The 14,614-nt window shown below is 64.4% G+C and carries 11 protein-coding genes and 2 pseudogenes; 10 read left to right on the top strand and 3 right to left on the bottom strand.

The genetic code is table 11. The annotated features are described in order from the left end of the window. Positions 1-233 precede the first annotated feature (233 nt). The 3 genes from A7A76_RS16905 to A7A76_RS16915 all read left to right on the top strand — a co-directional run bounded on the left by A7A76_RS16905 (position 234) and on the right by A7A76_RS16915 (position 4,147). Entirely contained in the window at positions 234-2,546 is a 2,313-nt protein-coding gene (locus A7A76_RS16905; RefSeq protein WP_206412298.1) for an NADP-dependent malic enzyme, read from the top strand. A 60-nt stretch (positions 2,547-2,606) separates the two neighbouring features. Further along, complete coding sequence (locus A7A76_RS16910) at positions 2,607-3,611, top strand: glycosyltransferase (RefSeq protein WP_206412299.1); 1,005 nt, start codon at positions 2,607-2,609, stop codon at positions 3,609-3,611. 182 nt (positions 3,612-3,793) lie between these two features. Beyond that, on the top strand, positions 3,794-4,147 hold the full coding sequence (locus A7A76_RS16915) for a hypothetical protein (RefSeq protein ID WP_206412300.1): 354 nt from the start codon (positions 3,794-3,796) through the stop codon (positions 4,145-4,147). A 151-nt stretch (positions 4,148-4,298) separates the two neighbouring features. On the opposite strand, the gene A7A76_RS16920 is transcribed toward A7A76_RS16915, so the two are convergent. Continuing rightward, positions 4,299-4,928, bottom strand: a complete 630-nt coding sequence (locus A7A76_RS16920) for a flavodoxin family protein (protein WP_206412301.1) — start codon at positions 4,926-4,928, stop codon at positions 4,299-4,301. A gap of 100 nt (positions 4,929-5,028) precedes the next feature. Here A7A76_RS16920 and A7A76_RS16925 point away from each other — a divergent pair, with 100 nt between their 5' ends. Then, positions 5,029-5,916, top strand: a complete 888-nt coding sequence (locus tag A7A76_RS16925; RefSeq protein ID WP_206412302.1) for a LysR family transcriptional regulator — start codon at positions 5,029-5,031, stop codon at positions 5,914-5,916. 168 nt (positions 5,917-6,084) lie between these two features. On the opposite strand, the gene A7A76_RS16930 is transcribed toward A7A76_RS16925, so the two are convergent. Beyond that, entirely contained in the window at positions 6,085-6,966 is an 882-nt protein-coding gene (locus tag A7A76_RS16930) for a LysR family transcriptional regulator (RefSeq protein ID WP_206412303.1), read from the bottom strand. Positions 6,967-7,052: 86 nt separating this feature from the next. Between A7A76_RS16930 and A7A76_RS16935 the strand changes: the two genes are divergently transcribed. Both A7A76_RS16935 and A7A76_RS26775 read left to right on the top strand, forming a co-directional pair. Further along, the gene (locus tag A7A76_RS16935) at positions 7,053-7,673 is read left to right on the top strand and encodes a glutathione binding-like protein (protein WP_206412304.1); all 621 of its coding nucleotides are present in this window, start codon (positions 7,053-7,055) and stop codon (positions 7,671-7,673) included. Between the two features lie 65 nt (positions 7,674-7,738). Further along, entirely contained in the window at positions 7,739-7,999 is a 261-nt protein-coding gene (locus A7A76_RS26775) for an SMR family transporter (protein ID WP_241201006.1), read from the top strand. A 182-nt stretch (positions 8,000-8,181) separates the two neighbouring features. Here A7A76_RS26775 and A7A76_RS26780 read toward each other — a convergent pair. Continuing rightward, positions 8,182-8,637, bottom strand: a pseudogene (locus A7A76_RS26780) (REP-associated tyrosine transposase); the annotation flags it as partial. Positions 8,638-9,000: 363 nt separating this feature from the next. On the opposite strand from A7A76_RS26780, the gene aceE reads away from it, so the two are divergent. The 4 genes and pseudogenes from aceE to A7A76_RS16965 all read left to right on the top strand — a co-directional run. Then, positions 9,001-11,706 carry a pyruvate dehydrogenase (acetyl-transferring), homodimeric type gene (aceE, locus tag A7A76_RS16950; RefSeq protein ID WP_206412306.1) on the top strand — a complete coding sequence of 902 codons (2,706 nt, stop codon included), beginning with the start codon at positions 9,001-9,003 and terminating at the stop codon, positions 11,704-11,706. A 96-nt stretch (positions 11,707-11,802) separates the two neighbouring features. Beyond that, on the top strand, positions 11,803-13,422 hold the full coding sequence (locus A7A76_RS16955) for a DUF262 domain-containing protein (RefSeq protein ID WP_206412307.1): 1,620 nt from the start codon (positions 11,803-11,805) through the stop codon (positions 13,420-13,422). After that, the gene (locus A7A76_RS16960) at positions 13,355-14,248 is read left to right on the top strand and encodes a PIN-like domain-containing protein (protein ID WP_206412308.1); all 894 of its coding nucleotides are present in this window, start codon (positions 13,355-13,357) and stop codon (positions 14,246-14,248) included. The genes A7A76_RS16955 and A7A76_RS16960 overlap by 68 nt, the downstream gene beginning before the upstream one ends. Before the next feature lie 178 nt (positions 14,249-14,426). Further along, a pseudogene (locus tag A7A76_RS16965) lies at positions 14,427-14,614 on the top strand (transcriptional regulator); the annotation flags it as partial.

The following is a 14,614-nucleotide window of genomic DNA, read 5'->3' on the forward strand; positions in this document are numbered from 1 at the left end:
CGCCGCCGCATGCCCGCCCTGTGCGTTCCATACCATAGCGTCGGGCGTCCCGGCCGCTATGGTGAGACGGGCCGGCCGTTGGGGCAAAGCCGCGCGGTGCCGGCGCGGTTACAACCGGGACAACTCCAAAGTACTAATGAACAGGTGCCCGCGGCCGCGCGAAACCGCCGGGTGCATCCATTAGACTGCTGATCCACTCCACTTTCGCGCCCCTTGCCACGGCTGCCTTTGCGATGTCCGACAACGATCTGAAAACCGCCGCGCTCGACTACCACCGCCTCAGCCCGCCGGGCAAGATCAAGGTCACCGCGACCAAGCCGATGGTCACCCAGCGCGACCTGGCCCTGGCGTACTCGCCGGGCGTGGCCTACGCCTGCGAGGCCATCGTCGAAGACCCCAACACCGCCAGCGAGCTCACCGCGCGCGGCAACTTGGTGGCGGTGATCAGCAACGGCACCGCCGTGCTGGGTCTCGGCGACATCGGCCCGCTCGCCGGCAAGCCGGTGATGGAAGGCAAGGGCGTGCTGTTCCAGAAGTTCGCCGGCATCGACGTGTTCGACATCGAAATCGACGAGCGCGATCCCGACAAGCTGGTCGACATCATCGCCTCGCTGGAACCGACCTTCGGCGGCATCAACCTCGAAGACATCAAGGCGCCGGAATGCTTCATCGTCGAGCGCAAGCTGCGCGAGCGGATGAAGATCCCGGTGTTCCACGACGACCAGCACGGCACCGCGATCATCGTCGGCTCGGCGGTGCTCAACGCGCTGGAGATCGTCGGCAAGGACATCGGCGAAGTGAAGCTCGCCACCAGCGGCGCCGGCGCGGCCGGCATCGCCTGCCTCGACATGCTGGTGGCGCTGGGCCTGAAGCCCGAGAACATCCTCGCGGTGGACCGCGACGGCGTGCTCTACACCGGCCGCGGCAAGATGGACCCGGACAAGGAGCGCTACGCGCGCGACACCGACAAGCGCAGCCTGGCCGACATCGTCGCCGGCGCCGACATCTTCCTCGGCCTGTCCGCCGGCGGCGTGCTCAAGCCGGAGATGGTCGCGACCATGGCCGACAAGCCGATCATCCTGGCGCTGGCCAACCCGTACCCGGAAATCCTGCCGGAAGACGCCAAGGCCGTGCGCCCGGACTGCATCGTCGCCACCGGCCGTTCGGACTACCCGAACCAGGTCAACAACGCGCTGTGCTTCCCCTACATCTTCCGCGGCGCGCTCGATGTCGGCGCCACGGTGATCAACGAGGACATGAAGCTGGCCTGCGTGCGCGCGATCGCGGCGCTGGCGCGGATGGAGTCGTCCGACCTGGGCAGCGCCTACGGCGGCGACGTCCCCACGTTCGGTCCGGAATACCTGATCCCGCGTCCGTTCGACCCGCGCCTGCTGGTGATGCTGGCCCCGGCCGTGGCCAAGGCGGCGATGGAGTCCGGCGTGGCCTCGCGTCCGATCGCCGACATGGACGCCTACGAGGAAAAGCTCAGCCAGTACATCTACCGCACCGGCCTGCTGATGAAGCCGGTCTACGACCGCGCCCGCGCCGACCGCAAGCGCGTGGTCTACGCCGAAGGCGAGGAAGAGACCGTGCTGCGCGCGGTGCAGACGGTGATCGACGAAGAACTGGCGTTCCCGATCCTGATCGGCCGCCCCGACGTCATCGACACCCGGATCAAGCGCCTGGGCCTGCGCATGCGCGAGGGCGTGGACTTCGAGCTGACCAACATCAACGACGATCCGCGCTTCAACGACTACTGGCAGCAGTACCACGCGCTGACCGAGCGCCGCGGCGTGACCCCGGCGGCGGCGAAGAACCTGCTGCGTTCGCGGCCGACCCTGATCGCGGCGCTGATGGTCGAGCGCGGCGAAGCCGACGCGATGATCTCCGGGCTCGTCGGCCGCTTCCACAAGAAGCTCGGCTACATGCGCAGCATCTTCGACTTCGACCCGGGCGTGTCCGGCACCTCGGCGATGACCGGCGTGATCAACGACCAGGGCGCGTGGTTCTTCCTCGACACCCACGTGCAGGTCGACCCGACCGCCGAGCAGATCGCCGAAGCCACCCTGCAGGCCACCTACCGCCTGCGCCTGTTCGGGATCGAGCCGAAGGTGGCGCTGCTGTCGCACTCCAACTACGGCAGCCACGACAATCCGTCGGCGGCGAAGATGCGCAAGGCCCGGCAGATCATCCAGCAGCGCATGCCCAAGCTGGAGATGGACGGCGAAATGCAGGCCGACACCGCCTGGGACGACGTGCTGCGCAAGCGCATCTTCCCCAACGCGACCCTGCACGGCCGCGCCAACCTGTTCGTCCTGCCGAACCTGGACGCGGCCAACATCACCTACAACATGGTGCGGGTGATGACCGACGGCGTCGCCATCGGCCCGATCCTGATGGGCCTGGACAAGCCGGCGCACATCCTGACTCCGGCCTCGACCCCCCGACGAGTGGTCAACATGACCGCCATCGCCGCCGTAGACGCGCAGATCCGCCAGGCGCGAGAATCCGGTCGCAAGGGCCTGGCCGAGCTGGGCGGAGCCTGACCGGATGGGCGGTCGGGCGAAGGGGGCGAACTGAACGCCGTACTGAACGAGCTGCCAGCGGTGACCCCGCTGCCGGTGCTGGAAACCGTGGCCGAACCCCGGCCGCGGGTCAGCATCCTGCTGCTGTGCTTCCGCGACGCGGACTACATCCGCGCCGCGCTCGACAGCGCCTTCGCCCAGACCGTCCCCTGCGAAATCATCGTCTCCAACGACTGCTCCGGCGACGGCACCTTCGAAATCGCCGAGGAAATGATCGCGGCCTATCGCGGCCCGCACTGGGTGCATATCCGCAAGACCGAACGCAACCTCGGCGTGTCCGCGCACTTCAACGACGTGATGCCGCTGGCCCGCGGCGAGATCATCGTGATGATGGCCGGCGACGACATCGCCTACCCCGAGCGGGTGGCGACCATCGTGCGCGCCTTCGACGAGCACCCGCAGGCGAAGGTGCTGGGCAGCGACTTCGACGCCATCGGCAGCCAGGGCGAGCCGATCCAGGTCAGCTTCCGCCAGCGCCCGGAGCGCTACGAGTTCGAGTACTACGTGCGCATCGGCCGGCTGATCGGCCTGCTCGGCGCGACCATGGCGTTCCGGCGCGAGGTCTACGACCGCTTCGGCCCGCTGCTGGGTCCGATCGAGGACAACGCGCTGAGCCTGCGCGGCGCCTTGCTCGGCCAATCCTTGAACCTGCGCCAGCCGCTGATCCAGTACCGCCGCCACCCCGGCAGCGTCAGCGGCACCGTATTCGCCCGCGACGAACCGCGCGCGCTGGCCACCCGCCGCCGCTACGAACGCACCGTGCAGTTCTACCGCGGCACCGCCGACGACCTGGAAGCCTGCCTGCGCAAGATGCCGGAACTGCCGCGCAGCAAGCGCCGCCTGGCCGAACAGGTGCTGGCGATGTACCGGATCGAAGCCGACGCGCGCGAAGCGATCCTGCTGCACCCGCGCTGGCGCTGGCTCGGCCCGATGCTGCGCGGCCTCGGGCAGCGCGGCCTGCGCCGCAAGAGCGCCGAGCGCGCGCTCAAGCTGCTGCTGCCACGCTCGTGGTTCGGCCTGCGCTGAGGTGGGAGGGCCTTCAGGCCCGATGCTTTCGTCCCAGTTCGCCGCGCTGCGCGCCATCTACCTGTAGGAGCGGCGCGAGCCGCGACCGCGACATCGCGCTTACGACGTACTTGAGGTTTCGCGGTCGCGGCTCGCGCCGCTCCTACAGGGAGCGTCCGTCGCCTGCGCCGAGGATTTGAGGCATGACCTGGTACCTGAGCCTGTCCCCGCCACCGCAGCGCCCCGGCCCGATCCCGGCGCAGCCGGTGATCGATTACCTCGCCGCGCAGCCGGAACTGCGCCGCGTCGAAGCCTACGAATTCGCGAGCGCCGACGGCCTGCCGTGGCTGCGGGTGATCGTCGCCGAAACCCGCCCGGGCGGCGGCTACCGCTACGACGCCGGCGATGCGGCGCCGGAGCGGATCGACCTGATCGAGCTGCTGTGCGCCTACGACCGTCCGCCGGACTGGTACGAAGCGCTGGCCTGCCGCATCGCCGCCGAGTTGGATTGGGTGGCGGTCGAGGAAAGCGAAGAGCGGCGGATCTGGCCGCGGTGAGCGCGTGGTTGCGGGGTGCGTCGTAAGCGAAGTGGCGCGGTCGCGACTCGCGTCGCTCCTACAGGTAGCCCAGATCGATCCGAAGCCCCTGTAGGAGCGACGCGAGTCGCGACCGCGCCACCCCGCTTACGACGCAACCGCCCTCAACCCCTCACCGCACCGAATCCACGTGGTAATCCGCATGCGGCCGTTCGAAGAACTGCCGCCCCAGCGCCTCGGCCGCCGCCATCGCCCCGTGCCGGTCCTGCGACACCGACCCGCGCCGGTCGCCCTGCCCATGCACCGCGCCGACGAACTGCGAATGGGTGTAGCGCGCGTACTCCTGCATCTGATGGACCAGGCTCAGCGCGATGGTCGGATACATCTCCTCCGACGCCGTCAGCAACGCCACCCGCTTGCCCTGGATCCGCTCGCGCACCCGCTGCGAATCCGGATAGCTGCGCGCCACATAGCAGAACATCCGGTCGAAGAACGCCTTGGCCTGCGACGACATGCCGTACCAGTACACCGGCGAGGCCAGCGCGAAGCCGTCGGCGTCGAGGAAATGCTCGAAGAAGAAATCGGCGTAACCGTCGTCGATGCGGCAGCGGCCATGCTCGTCGCGGCAATCGCGGCAGTCGCGCAGGAAGGTCTGCATCAGGTCGTCGGCGAAATGCAGCGAGGCGTCGAGCCCGGCCGCGCGCGCGCCGCGCAAGGCGGCTTGCGCGAGCGCGGCGCTGTTGCCGTTGCGGCGGGGGCTGGCGACGAGGATCAGCAGGCGGTAGGGGCGGTCGGCGGTCATCTGAGCGGTCGGTAGAGGGCTGGGGTGAATCTATTTCTCGCCACCGACCGGCTCAAATGACCATAATTGATCCAGCATGAGCCAGATTCAGGCCTGACCGATGTTCGCCGAGCTCCCCCTGACCGCCCTGCGCAGCTTCGAAGCCGCCGCCCGCCTGTCCAGCTTCAAGGCCGCGGCCGAGGAACTGCACGTCACCCCGACCGCGATCTCGCACCAGATCCGCCAGCTCGAAAGCTGGCTCGGCCGGCCCCTGTTCCAGCGCCAGCCGCGCGGCGTCGCCCTCACCGACGACGGCCGCCGGCTGTTCCGCGACGTGCACGGCGCCCTGCTCGAAGTGGCGCAATCCGTCGCCGCGTTGCGCCCGCGGCCCGACGCCGGCTGCCTGACCGTCACCACCTCGACCTCGTTCGCCGCGCTGTGGCTGGTGCCGCGGCTGGGCCGCTTCTACGCGCGGCATCCCGACATCGCCGTGCGCATCGACACCAGCGCGCAGGTGGTCGACCTGGAACAAAACGCCGGCGTCGACCTCGCGATCCGCTACGGCGGCGCGGTGCCGGCGGGCCTGCACCGGCACGGCGGCCTGCGCGAGTTCTTCGGCGTGTACGGCGCGCCGGGGCAGGCGCAGGTCGAAGCGGCCAAATCGCCGCCGACCTTGATCACCGTGGAATGGGGCGATTCGCAGCTGTACTGCCGCACCTGGGATGCGTGGTGCGAACTCGCCGGCGTGGATTGGACCCAGCGCGCGCCGACGGTGCGCGCTTACGACGAAGAGCACTACGCGATGTACGCCGCCGGCGCCGGGCAGGGGTTGGTGCTGGCGAGTTCGGTGGTCGTCGCAGGCAACGTGGCGCGCGGGTTGCTGGAGCCGTATCGGCCGGAGATCGTGGTGCCGGGCGAGACGTATCACGTGCTGTGCGTGCCGGGGCGCGAGCGGCATCCGCCGGTGCGGGCGTTCTTGCGTTGGCTGGACGAAGAGATGCTGCAGTAAGCGACCCCGTTCCCCGATCGCAATGACCTGCTCCCTCTCCCGCTTGCGGGAGAGGGCTGGGGTGAGGGCAGCGAGCGCCAAAGGCGCAAGCCGCTTTCGCCGCGACCGCGCACGCCCTCACCCCAACCCCTCTCCCGCAAGCGGGAGAGGGGCTTTGGATGCGTCGGCTCAGGTCAGCGCCATCTCCTTCGGCAGCCAGGCCAGCGCGAACTCCCGCAACGCCCGCACCCGCGCCGACCGGCGCAAATCCGGATGGATCGCGAACCACAGCTCCGTCGGCACTTCCGCCAACGGTTGCGACACCTGCTTCACCCCGCCGGCCGCATCGGCGAAATAGCAAGGCAACAGCGCCTTGCCGACCCCCGCCTTGCACGCCGCCAACGCCGCCGGCAGCGAATTCACCCGCATCGCGATCCGCGCCTCGTCCACGTTGGCGCGCAGCCACAGCGCCGAGGACAGATGCGACAGGTTGTCGTCGAACCCGACCCACACGCCATCGTTCAACGCCTCGCGCTTGCCGACTTTCGCGCCGCTGGCCGCATACACCGCGGTCGCGATCGACCCCACCCGCCGCACCGACAACCCGTTCGGCATCAACGCGCACGCCCGCAGCGCCACGTCCGCCTCGGGCTGCTGCAGATTCACGAACGCATTCGATACCGACAGATCGCAGCCGATCTGCGGATGCGCCGCGGTGAACGCCGCGCACAAGCGCGCCGCCACTTCGGCCAGCGTGTCCGGAATCGTGATCCGCAACCGCGCCCCGCCGCGCGCATCGCGCCCGGCCAACTGCCGCTGCAGCTGATCGGCATCGTCGAGAATCCGCTGCGCGCCTTCGATGGCGACCGCGCCGGCCTCGGTGGCCGTGTAACCCGTGCGGCTGCGCCGGAACAACGGCGTCCCCGCGCGCGCCTCGATCGCGCCGAGCCGGCGGAACGCGCTGGAATGATCCAGCGCCAGCGCCTTGGCCGCGCCGCTGAGGCTGCCGTGCGCGCCGATCGCGCGCAGCAGTTCGAAGTCTTCCAACGACAGGCGGGCGGTTTGCCGCATACGCAAGCGATCCTTGTAAGCGCGCCGTATTCCAGGCGCCGGGCCGGACGAGGAGAGTAGCGCCATCTCCCCTGCGGACCACCATCATGAAGCTCTACTACACCCCGTACACCTGCTCCTTCGCCCCGCACATCGTCGCCCGCGAGCTCGGCCTGCCGCTGCAACTGCGCCGCGTGCGCCTGGGCCCCGACGCCCGCGTCCTCAGCGACGACCGCGACTACCGCGAACTCAGCCCGCTCGGCTACGTCCCGCTGCTGGAGCTCGACGACGGCCGCCTGCTGCGCGAAGGCGTGGCGATCCTGCGCTACCTCGGCGACCAGGACCCCGCCGCCGGCCTCAGCGCCCCGCTCGGCAGCTTCGAGCGCGCCGAGCAGGACCAGTGGCTGACCTACATCAACTCCGAACTGCACAAGACCTTCAGCCCGTGGCTGTTCCATCCCGAGTACGGCGAGGCCAGCGTGCGCGTCGCCGGCGAGCGTCTGCAGCCGCGCCTGGCCCTGGTCGACCGCCACCTGGAGGGCCGCGAATTCCTCGGCGAGCGCTTCGGCATCGCCGACGCCTACCTCTACACCGTCGCCGGCTGGACCAAGCTGCTGAAGATCGATTTGGCCCCGTACCCGCACCTGGCCGCGTACCTGGCCCGTCTCGAACAGCGCCCGAGCGTGCGCGAAGCCCTGCGCGCCGAGCGCGAGGACGCCAAGCCATGAGCGCCGGGATCGCGTGGGTCATGCTGATCGCCGCCGGCCTGATCGACGTGGCCTGGGCGTTGAGCATGAAGCTGTCCAACGGCTACACCCGGCCCGGTTGGACCGCGGTATCGCTGATCGCCCTGGGCGCGTTCGTGTGGCTGCTCGGCCGCGCGTTGACCGCGTTGCCGGTGGGCGTGGCGTATGCGGTGTGGACCGGGATCGGCGCGGCGGGGACGGTGTTGATCGGGTCGGTGTTGTTTGGGGAGTCGATCACGCCGTTGAAGCTGGGTGGGATCGGGTTGATCGTCGGCGGGATCGTGTTGTTGCGCAGCGCGCCGGCGTGAGGCGTCTCGGCTAACGGATCGTTTCTCCGTAGTTCGGTTGTCGCGGTCGCGACTTGCGTCGCTCCTACAGGGGCTTCGGAGCCATCTGGGCTACCTGTAGGAGCGGCGCAAGCCGCGACCGCGCAACCAACCGCCGGGACCGCAACCTTCCGCTCCGCCCAGACGGCATCCCAATACGGATACTCCCGCACCCGCTCCACCAACCCCGCCCGCACCGGATTCATCACCACATACCTCGCCATCGCCACCAACCCCTCGTCCTTCCGCAACGCCCGGTCGTGATACGCCGACGCCCACACCGCCCAAGGCACCGTCGCCCCCATCGCCGCGCGCACCCGCCGCGAACTCGCACATTTGAGCTGCCGCACCAGCGCCGGCAGCGATTCATCCGGCGCGAGTTCGATAACCCCATGCCAGTGATCCGGCATCAGCACCCAGGCCAGCAGCGTCGAACGCGCCCACGAACGCCGATCCAGCAACGCTGCCAGTGCGGCTTCGGCCAACAGCCCGTTCGTGAACCAGGCGGTGCGCCCCTGCGTCACGAAGGTCAGCAGGTAAATCCGTTGCGCTTCCGAGACCCGGCCGCGGCGTAAAGCCGCGTGGCCGCGAACCGGCGCGAGAGCCATCGATTCGTCCATGAGCCCAGCGTCGCCAGCGGGGCCGGAACGCCAAATCGGGAAAAGCCGCCGGGCCGGGTCGGATTACGCCGGATAGGGGCGTAGCGCCGGCCATCGTATTGACGCGGTCGCGGCTCGCGCCGCTCCTACAGGTAGCCCATGTAGGAGCGGCGCGAGCCGCGACCGCGCCAATTCAACCGCCGGCGCCCCCAACCACACGCCCGCGTATCCACCCACCCGCCACCCCAAACCCCCTAGCCAAAACGGACTATCCCACCCCTCCGACCACCTAAAGCAAGCCGCCACGCACCCCCCGTTTGTTAGACTCGACGCTCTAATCCGCCCCCACAAACACGAGGCGCGGCCACAGGGGCCGCGAGATCGATGAACCAGCCGCTTGCCAGCTCCCTGCACGACCTGCTGCAGAACGACCCCGACCCGACCGAGACCCAGGAATGGGTCGAATCCGTACAGGCCGTCATCGCCCGCGACGGCGCCGAGCGCGCCCATCAGCTGCTTGAGGGCATGGTCGAGGTGACCCGCCGAGCCGGCGCCCACCTGCCGTTCCAGCCGACCACCGAATACATCAACACCATCCCGCCGCACCTGGAGGCCAAGAGCCCCGGCGACGCCGCGATGGAATGGCGGATCCGCTCGCTGATCCGCTGGAACGCCATGGCGATGGTCGTGCGCGCCAACCGCAAGCCAGGCGACCTCGGCGGCCACATCGCCAGCTTCGCCTCCGCGGCCACCTTGTACGACGTCGGCTTCAACCACTTCTGGCGCGCCCCCTCGGCCGACCACCCGGGCGACCTCATCGGCATCCAGGGCCACAGCTCGCCGGGCATCTACTCGCGCTCGTTCCTGGAAGGCCGCATCAGCGAATCGCAGATCGACCACTTCCGCATGGAAGTCGACGGCCGCGGCGTCAGCTCGTACCCGCACCCGTGGCTGATGCCCGATTACTGGCAGATCCCGACCGTGTCGATGGGCCTGGGCCCGATCAGCGCGATCTACCAGGCGCGCAACTGGAAGTACCTCGAAGGCCGCGGCCTGATGCCGAAGTCCGACCGCAAGGTCTGGGCCTTCCTCGGCGACGGCGAGACGGACGAACCCGAATCGCTCGGCGCGATCTCCGTCGCCGGCCGCGAAGGCCTCGACAACCTGATCTTCGTCGTCAACTGCAACCTGCAGCGCCTCGACGGCCCGGTGCGCGGCAACGGCAAGATCATCCAGGAACTCGAAGGCCAGTTCCGCGGCGCCGGCTGGAACGTCATCAAGACCATCTGGGGCAGCTACTGGGATCCGCTCCTGGCGCGCGACACCACCGGCAAGCTGCGCCAGCTGATGATGGAAACCGTCGACGGCGAATACCAGAACTGCAAGGCCTTCGGCGGCAAGTACACCCGCGACAACTTCTTCGGCAAATACCCGGAAACCGCCGCGCTGGTCGCCAACCTGTCCGACGAGGACATCTGGCGCCTCAACCGCGGCGGCCACGACCCGCACAAGGTCTACGCGGCTTATCACGAAGCCGTGAACACCAAGGGCATGCCCACCGTGATCCTGGCCAAGACGGTCAAGGGCTACGGCATGGGCGCGTCGGGCGAATCGCTGAACCCGACCCACGGCACCAAGAAGATGGACGACGAAGCCGTCCGTCTGTTCCGCGACCGCTTCAACATCCCGGTCACCGACGAACAGCTCAAGGACGGCGCCGTGCCGTTCTACCACCCCGGCGACAAGTCGCCGGAGATCGAATACATGCACGAGCGCCGCAAGGCGCTGGGCGGCTACCTGCCGCAGCGCCGCCGCAAGGCCAGCACCTCGCTCGATGTGCCCAAGCTCGAAACTTACGACCGCCTGCTCAAGAGCACCGGCGATCGCGAGATCAGCACCACGATGTCGTTCGTGCAAGCGCTCAACATCGCCCTGCGCGACAAGCAGGTCGGCCCGCGCCTCGTTCCCATCGTCGCCGACGAAGCCCGCACCTTCGGCATGGAAGGCCTGTTCCGCCAGCTCGGCATCTACGCCCCGCACGGCCAGAAGTACAAGCCGGTCGACCGCGACCAGCTCATGTACTACCGCGAAGACACCACCGGCCAGGTGCTGGAAGAAGGCATCACCGAAGCCGGCGCGTTCGCGTCCTGGCTCGCCGCCGCCACCAGCTACAGCACCAACGACCTGCAGATGCTGCCGCTGTACATCTACTACTCGATGTTCGGCTTCCAGCGCATCGGCGACAGCGCCTGGCAGGCCGCCGACATGCGCGCGCGCGGCTTCCTGCTCGGCGCCACCGCCGGCCGCACCACCCTCAACGGCGAAGGCCTGCAGCACGAAGACGGCCACAGCATGGTCCAGGCCGGCCTGATCCCGAACTGCCGCAGCTACGACCCCACCTTCAGCTACGAGGTCGTGACCCTGTTCCAGCACGGCATGCAGCGCATGCTGACCGAACAGCAGGATGAGTACTGGTACCTCACCCTGATGAACGAAAACTACCCGCACCCCGACATGCCCGAAGGCGCCGCCGAAGGCATCATCAAGGGCATGTACCTGCTCAAGGACGCCGGCAAGCCCAAGAAGGGCGAACTGCGCGTGCAACTGATGGGCAGCGGCACCATCCTGCGCGAAGCCATCGCCGCGGCCGAACTGCTGGACAAGGACTTTGGCGTCACCGCCGACATCTGGTCGTGCCCCAGCTTCAACGAGCTCGCCCGCGACGCCGTCGACTGCGAACGCTTCAACCGCTTCAACCCGGAAGCGAAGACCCCGCGCAAGCCGTACATCACCGAGCTGCTGGAAGGCCGTCAGGGCCCGGCGATCGCCGCGACCGACTACATCCGCGTGTACCCGGAGCAGGTGCGCGCTTACGTGCCGATGCGCTACACCGTGCTCGGCACCGATGGGTTCGGGCGGTCGGATACGCGGGCGAACCTGCGGCGTCACTTCGAGGTCGATCGGTACTACATCGCCCATGCGGCCATTGCGGCGCTCGCGGCGGAAGGGAAGATGACCGGGAAGGATGTGGCTCGGGCGATCAAGCAGTACAAGATTGATATAGAGAAGCCTAATCCTATTGCCGTGTAAAAGAAGGCCCGGTTTCGGGCCTTCTTTTTTATTGGGTTTTTTGCCTTGGTCGCGCTGGTTTTGTAGCTGACTGGCTGTTAATTCAAAGGATGATTTATGCAGGCACTACTAAATGCGTCCGCCACTACAGCAGGCTCCCTCTTTTCGAATTCAACTTTCGAAGTGCCGCTTTATCAGCGGGAGTATGCATGGCAGCAGGATGAGGTTTCAGAATTTTGGGGCGATCTGAAAAGTTCAGCGGGCGAGGATACTTATTTCCTGGGTCTGTTGATACTTACTGAGGAGGGAGGCAGAAATCACGTCGTAGACGGGCAGCAACGGCTTCTGACTCTTACGCTTCTTGCTGCAATTCTTAATCACGAGGCATTGAAGGTTGGGCGTAAGGCCTTGGCTGAGCGAATTCAATCCGATTTCCTCTACGCAATAGATTATGAAACAGACGAGGTGAAGCCCCGCGTAAAACTTTCCGACACAATTGACGACGCTACTCTTCAGTCGCTTATTAGGAACGGAAAGGTTCAGCAGCTTGAACTGCTTGACGAGGATTCTTTATCGAAGAGGATGTACGAAGCCTATTCTTTTTTGGAGAAGGAGCTTCAAAAGGATTTAAAAGAGGATCCCTTTAAAAAGCTTGGGGTCTGGACTGAGTTTATAACGAATAAGCTCTATTTTGCTGTCTTTGTGCATCCGGATGCTGCCTCTGCATATCGTGTGTTCGAGGTAATTAATACTCGTGGGCGAGAGTTGACTACGGCGGATCTGTTAAAAAATTACGTCTTAAGCCAAACGCCAGTAGCGGAGCGAAATAAGCGATACGAACAGTGGCAGAGAATTGCGAGGAACTTTACTGTCGCTGGTTCCAGTTCATTTGTTCAGTATATTCGACATGTAGTAACGGTTCGTGGTGGCTACATCTTGCCCAAGGACCTTTTTGACTTTATAGCGCAGAGGCAGACTTTCGGCTCAAGGCAGCCTCCGACGATTCCGGAGCTTATGAATGAGTTGGAAGCCAATTTGCCGATTTATTTGCAAATGATAGATCCAACTCTTGATGGGCCGGCCGACAATGAGGCTCTCCGGATCTTTTCTGCTTTCGATAGTCTCGGGGTAATTTCCGTCAGGCCGTTATTACTGGCGATCGCCAATGTGCCCTCGCCTATTGATGGCATGCGTTATGTTTTGCGACTAGTTGTTAGAAGAATAGTTGCCGGAAATCTAGGAACTGGTAACGTTGAGAGGCTGCTAAGTGAAGCTGCTAGAAACGTTGCTCAAGCGAACGAATGGAGTGCGGCTACTTCTGCAATGATCTCTTTAGATCCATCAGACGAAGCATTTTTGGAGCAGTTTGAAACGCGTTCTTTCAATAAGGCGGTCCTCGCTTTTCTGCGAAGATCTGTAGTTCAGAAAGATATGACTCCCGATCACAGCGGGATTCTTCACTTCATAGCGCCTCGTCAGCAAATAGCGTGGGAAGGATTAACTGAAGAGCAAATGTCCTATTGGGGCGGGACGATCGCTAATACCTATTTGGCCACTGTCGATAGAAGGCCGAAAGCTGCTAGCACATGGGAAGGTGTGAAGGCAGTTTTGTTGCCTTCAGGGGTGCCAAAAGAAATTACGCAAAATCTTCAGGAGCTTGAGGGTTGGAATGAACAATCTATTCAGAAGATTGCCGAAATTCTTACCGAAGCAGCTAAAAAAGTCTGGTGTGACTGAGATGGTTGCTTCCTCTGACGAATTTGCGGTTTTAGAGGATGTTCTGGATAGGCGCGTTCCTATCGATTCACTCAATACGCTTAAGCTTGCCCTGCAAGGGAAGAAATTTGGAGAAAGGAAACTCGATGAAATTGCAATCGGGATTGATGCGAACGTTTTCTTAAAACTATCTAATCATACTCGCCTGACTGACATCATCGATTATTTTGGCGCCCGGCACAAAGCGTCTTTAATAATTCCTGGTCAGATAATTCAGGAGTTTTGGAATAATCAATTTGCTGCTTTGCAGTCGGTATCTGTTTCATTGAAGAAGAATTTTGAATCTTTTAATGCCGATATGCAGCGAGTTGACTCTCGTTTCGGTGAATTCTCGGAGAAATTTTCTTCGCTAGCTGAAGAAATGGCTTCAGACTTCGGCTATGTGCGTGATGCTAAGACGGTCGCAAATCTGGCAAGCATTTGTGAGATGCTCGCTGCTAAGGCGAAAGTCAGCTACGTTCCAAGAGCAAGATTTCAGTCTATTGCACGTCATCGGAAACGTACTAAAACGCCGCCTGGATTCAAAGACGATTTGGATGGTGATTTCTACGTCTGGGCTGATTTTCTTTCGGGATTAAGTAAGGCTAAAGGCGTTGGCGAGGCTTTTGAGCATTGTGTGCTTGTTACCGATGATAAAAAGCCAGACTGGAGCATTGGTGGGTCGACGCATCCTATTCTTGTGGCCGAAGTGCTTTCACTCGTTGGTTCAACATTCGAGATTTGGGGGCTTGATCGTTTCGCGAGAGAGATAGTTAGCTTTATTGATGCAACTGGTGCCGCAGAGTAGTTCATATCTCTAGGTGATGTGGGTATTGGGTTGGGCTCGTGATAGATCTCACATATTACGTTTATCGTTATTACGTTTATCGAAATTGACTCCGCAGAATATTTTCACAACTCTCTTCGTAGATGCGTATGGCACCTTGCCTCGCGCTTGACAGTGAACATCGAAGGAGGGAGTTGAAATGGGTTTGCCGCAAGAAACGGCCGCGGTCCGCATCAACCGCTACGAAAAGGGCGTCCACGACGCCGGTCTGGCCACCGCGCGCCGCATCGCGCAGTCGCTGGGCGTCCCGCTCGCCTTCCTCTACGCCGACACCGACGTGCTGGCCGAGGCCATCCTGACCCTGGGCCTGCTGTCCAAGTCCGAGCA

Source organism: Lysobacter enzymogenes, assembly GCF_017168095.1.
Classification (GTDB): Bacteria; Pseudomonadota; Gammaproteobacteria; order Xanthomonadales; family Xanthomonadaceae; genus Lysobacter; species Lysobacter enzymogenes_D.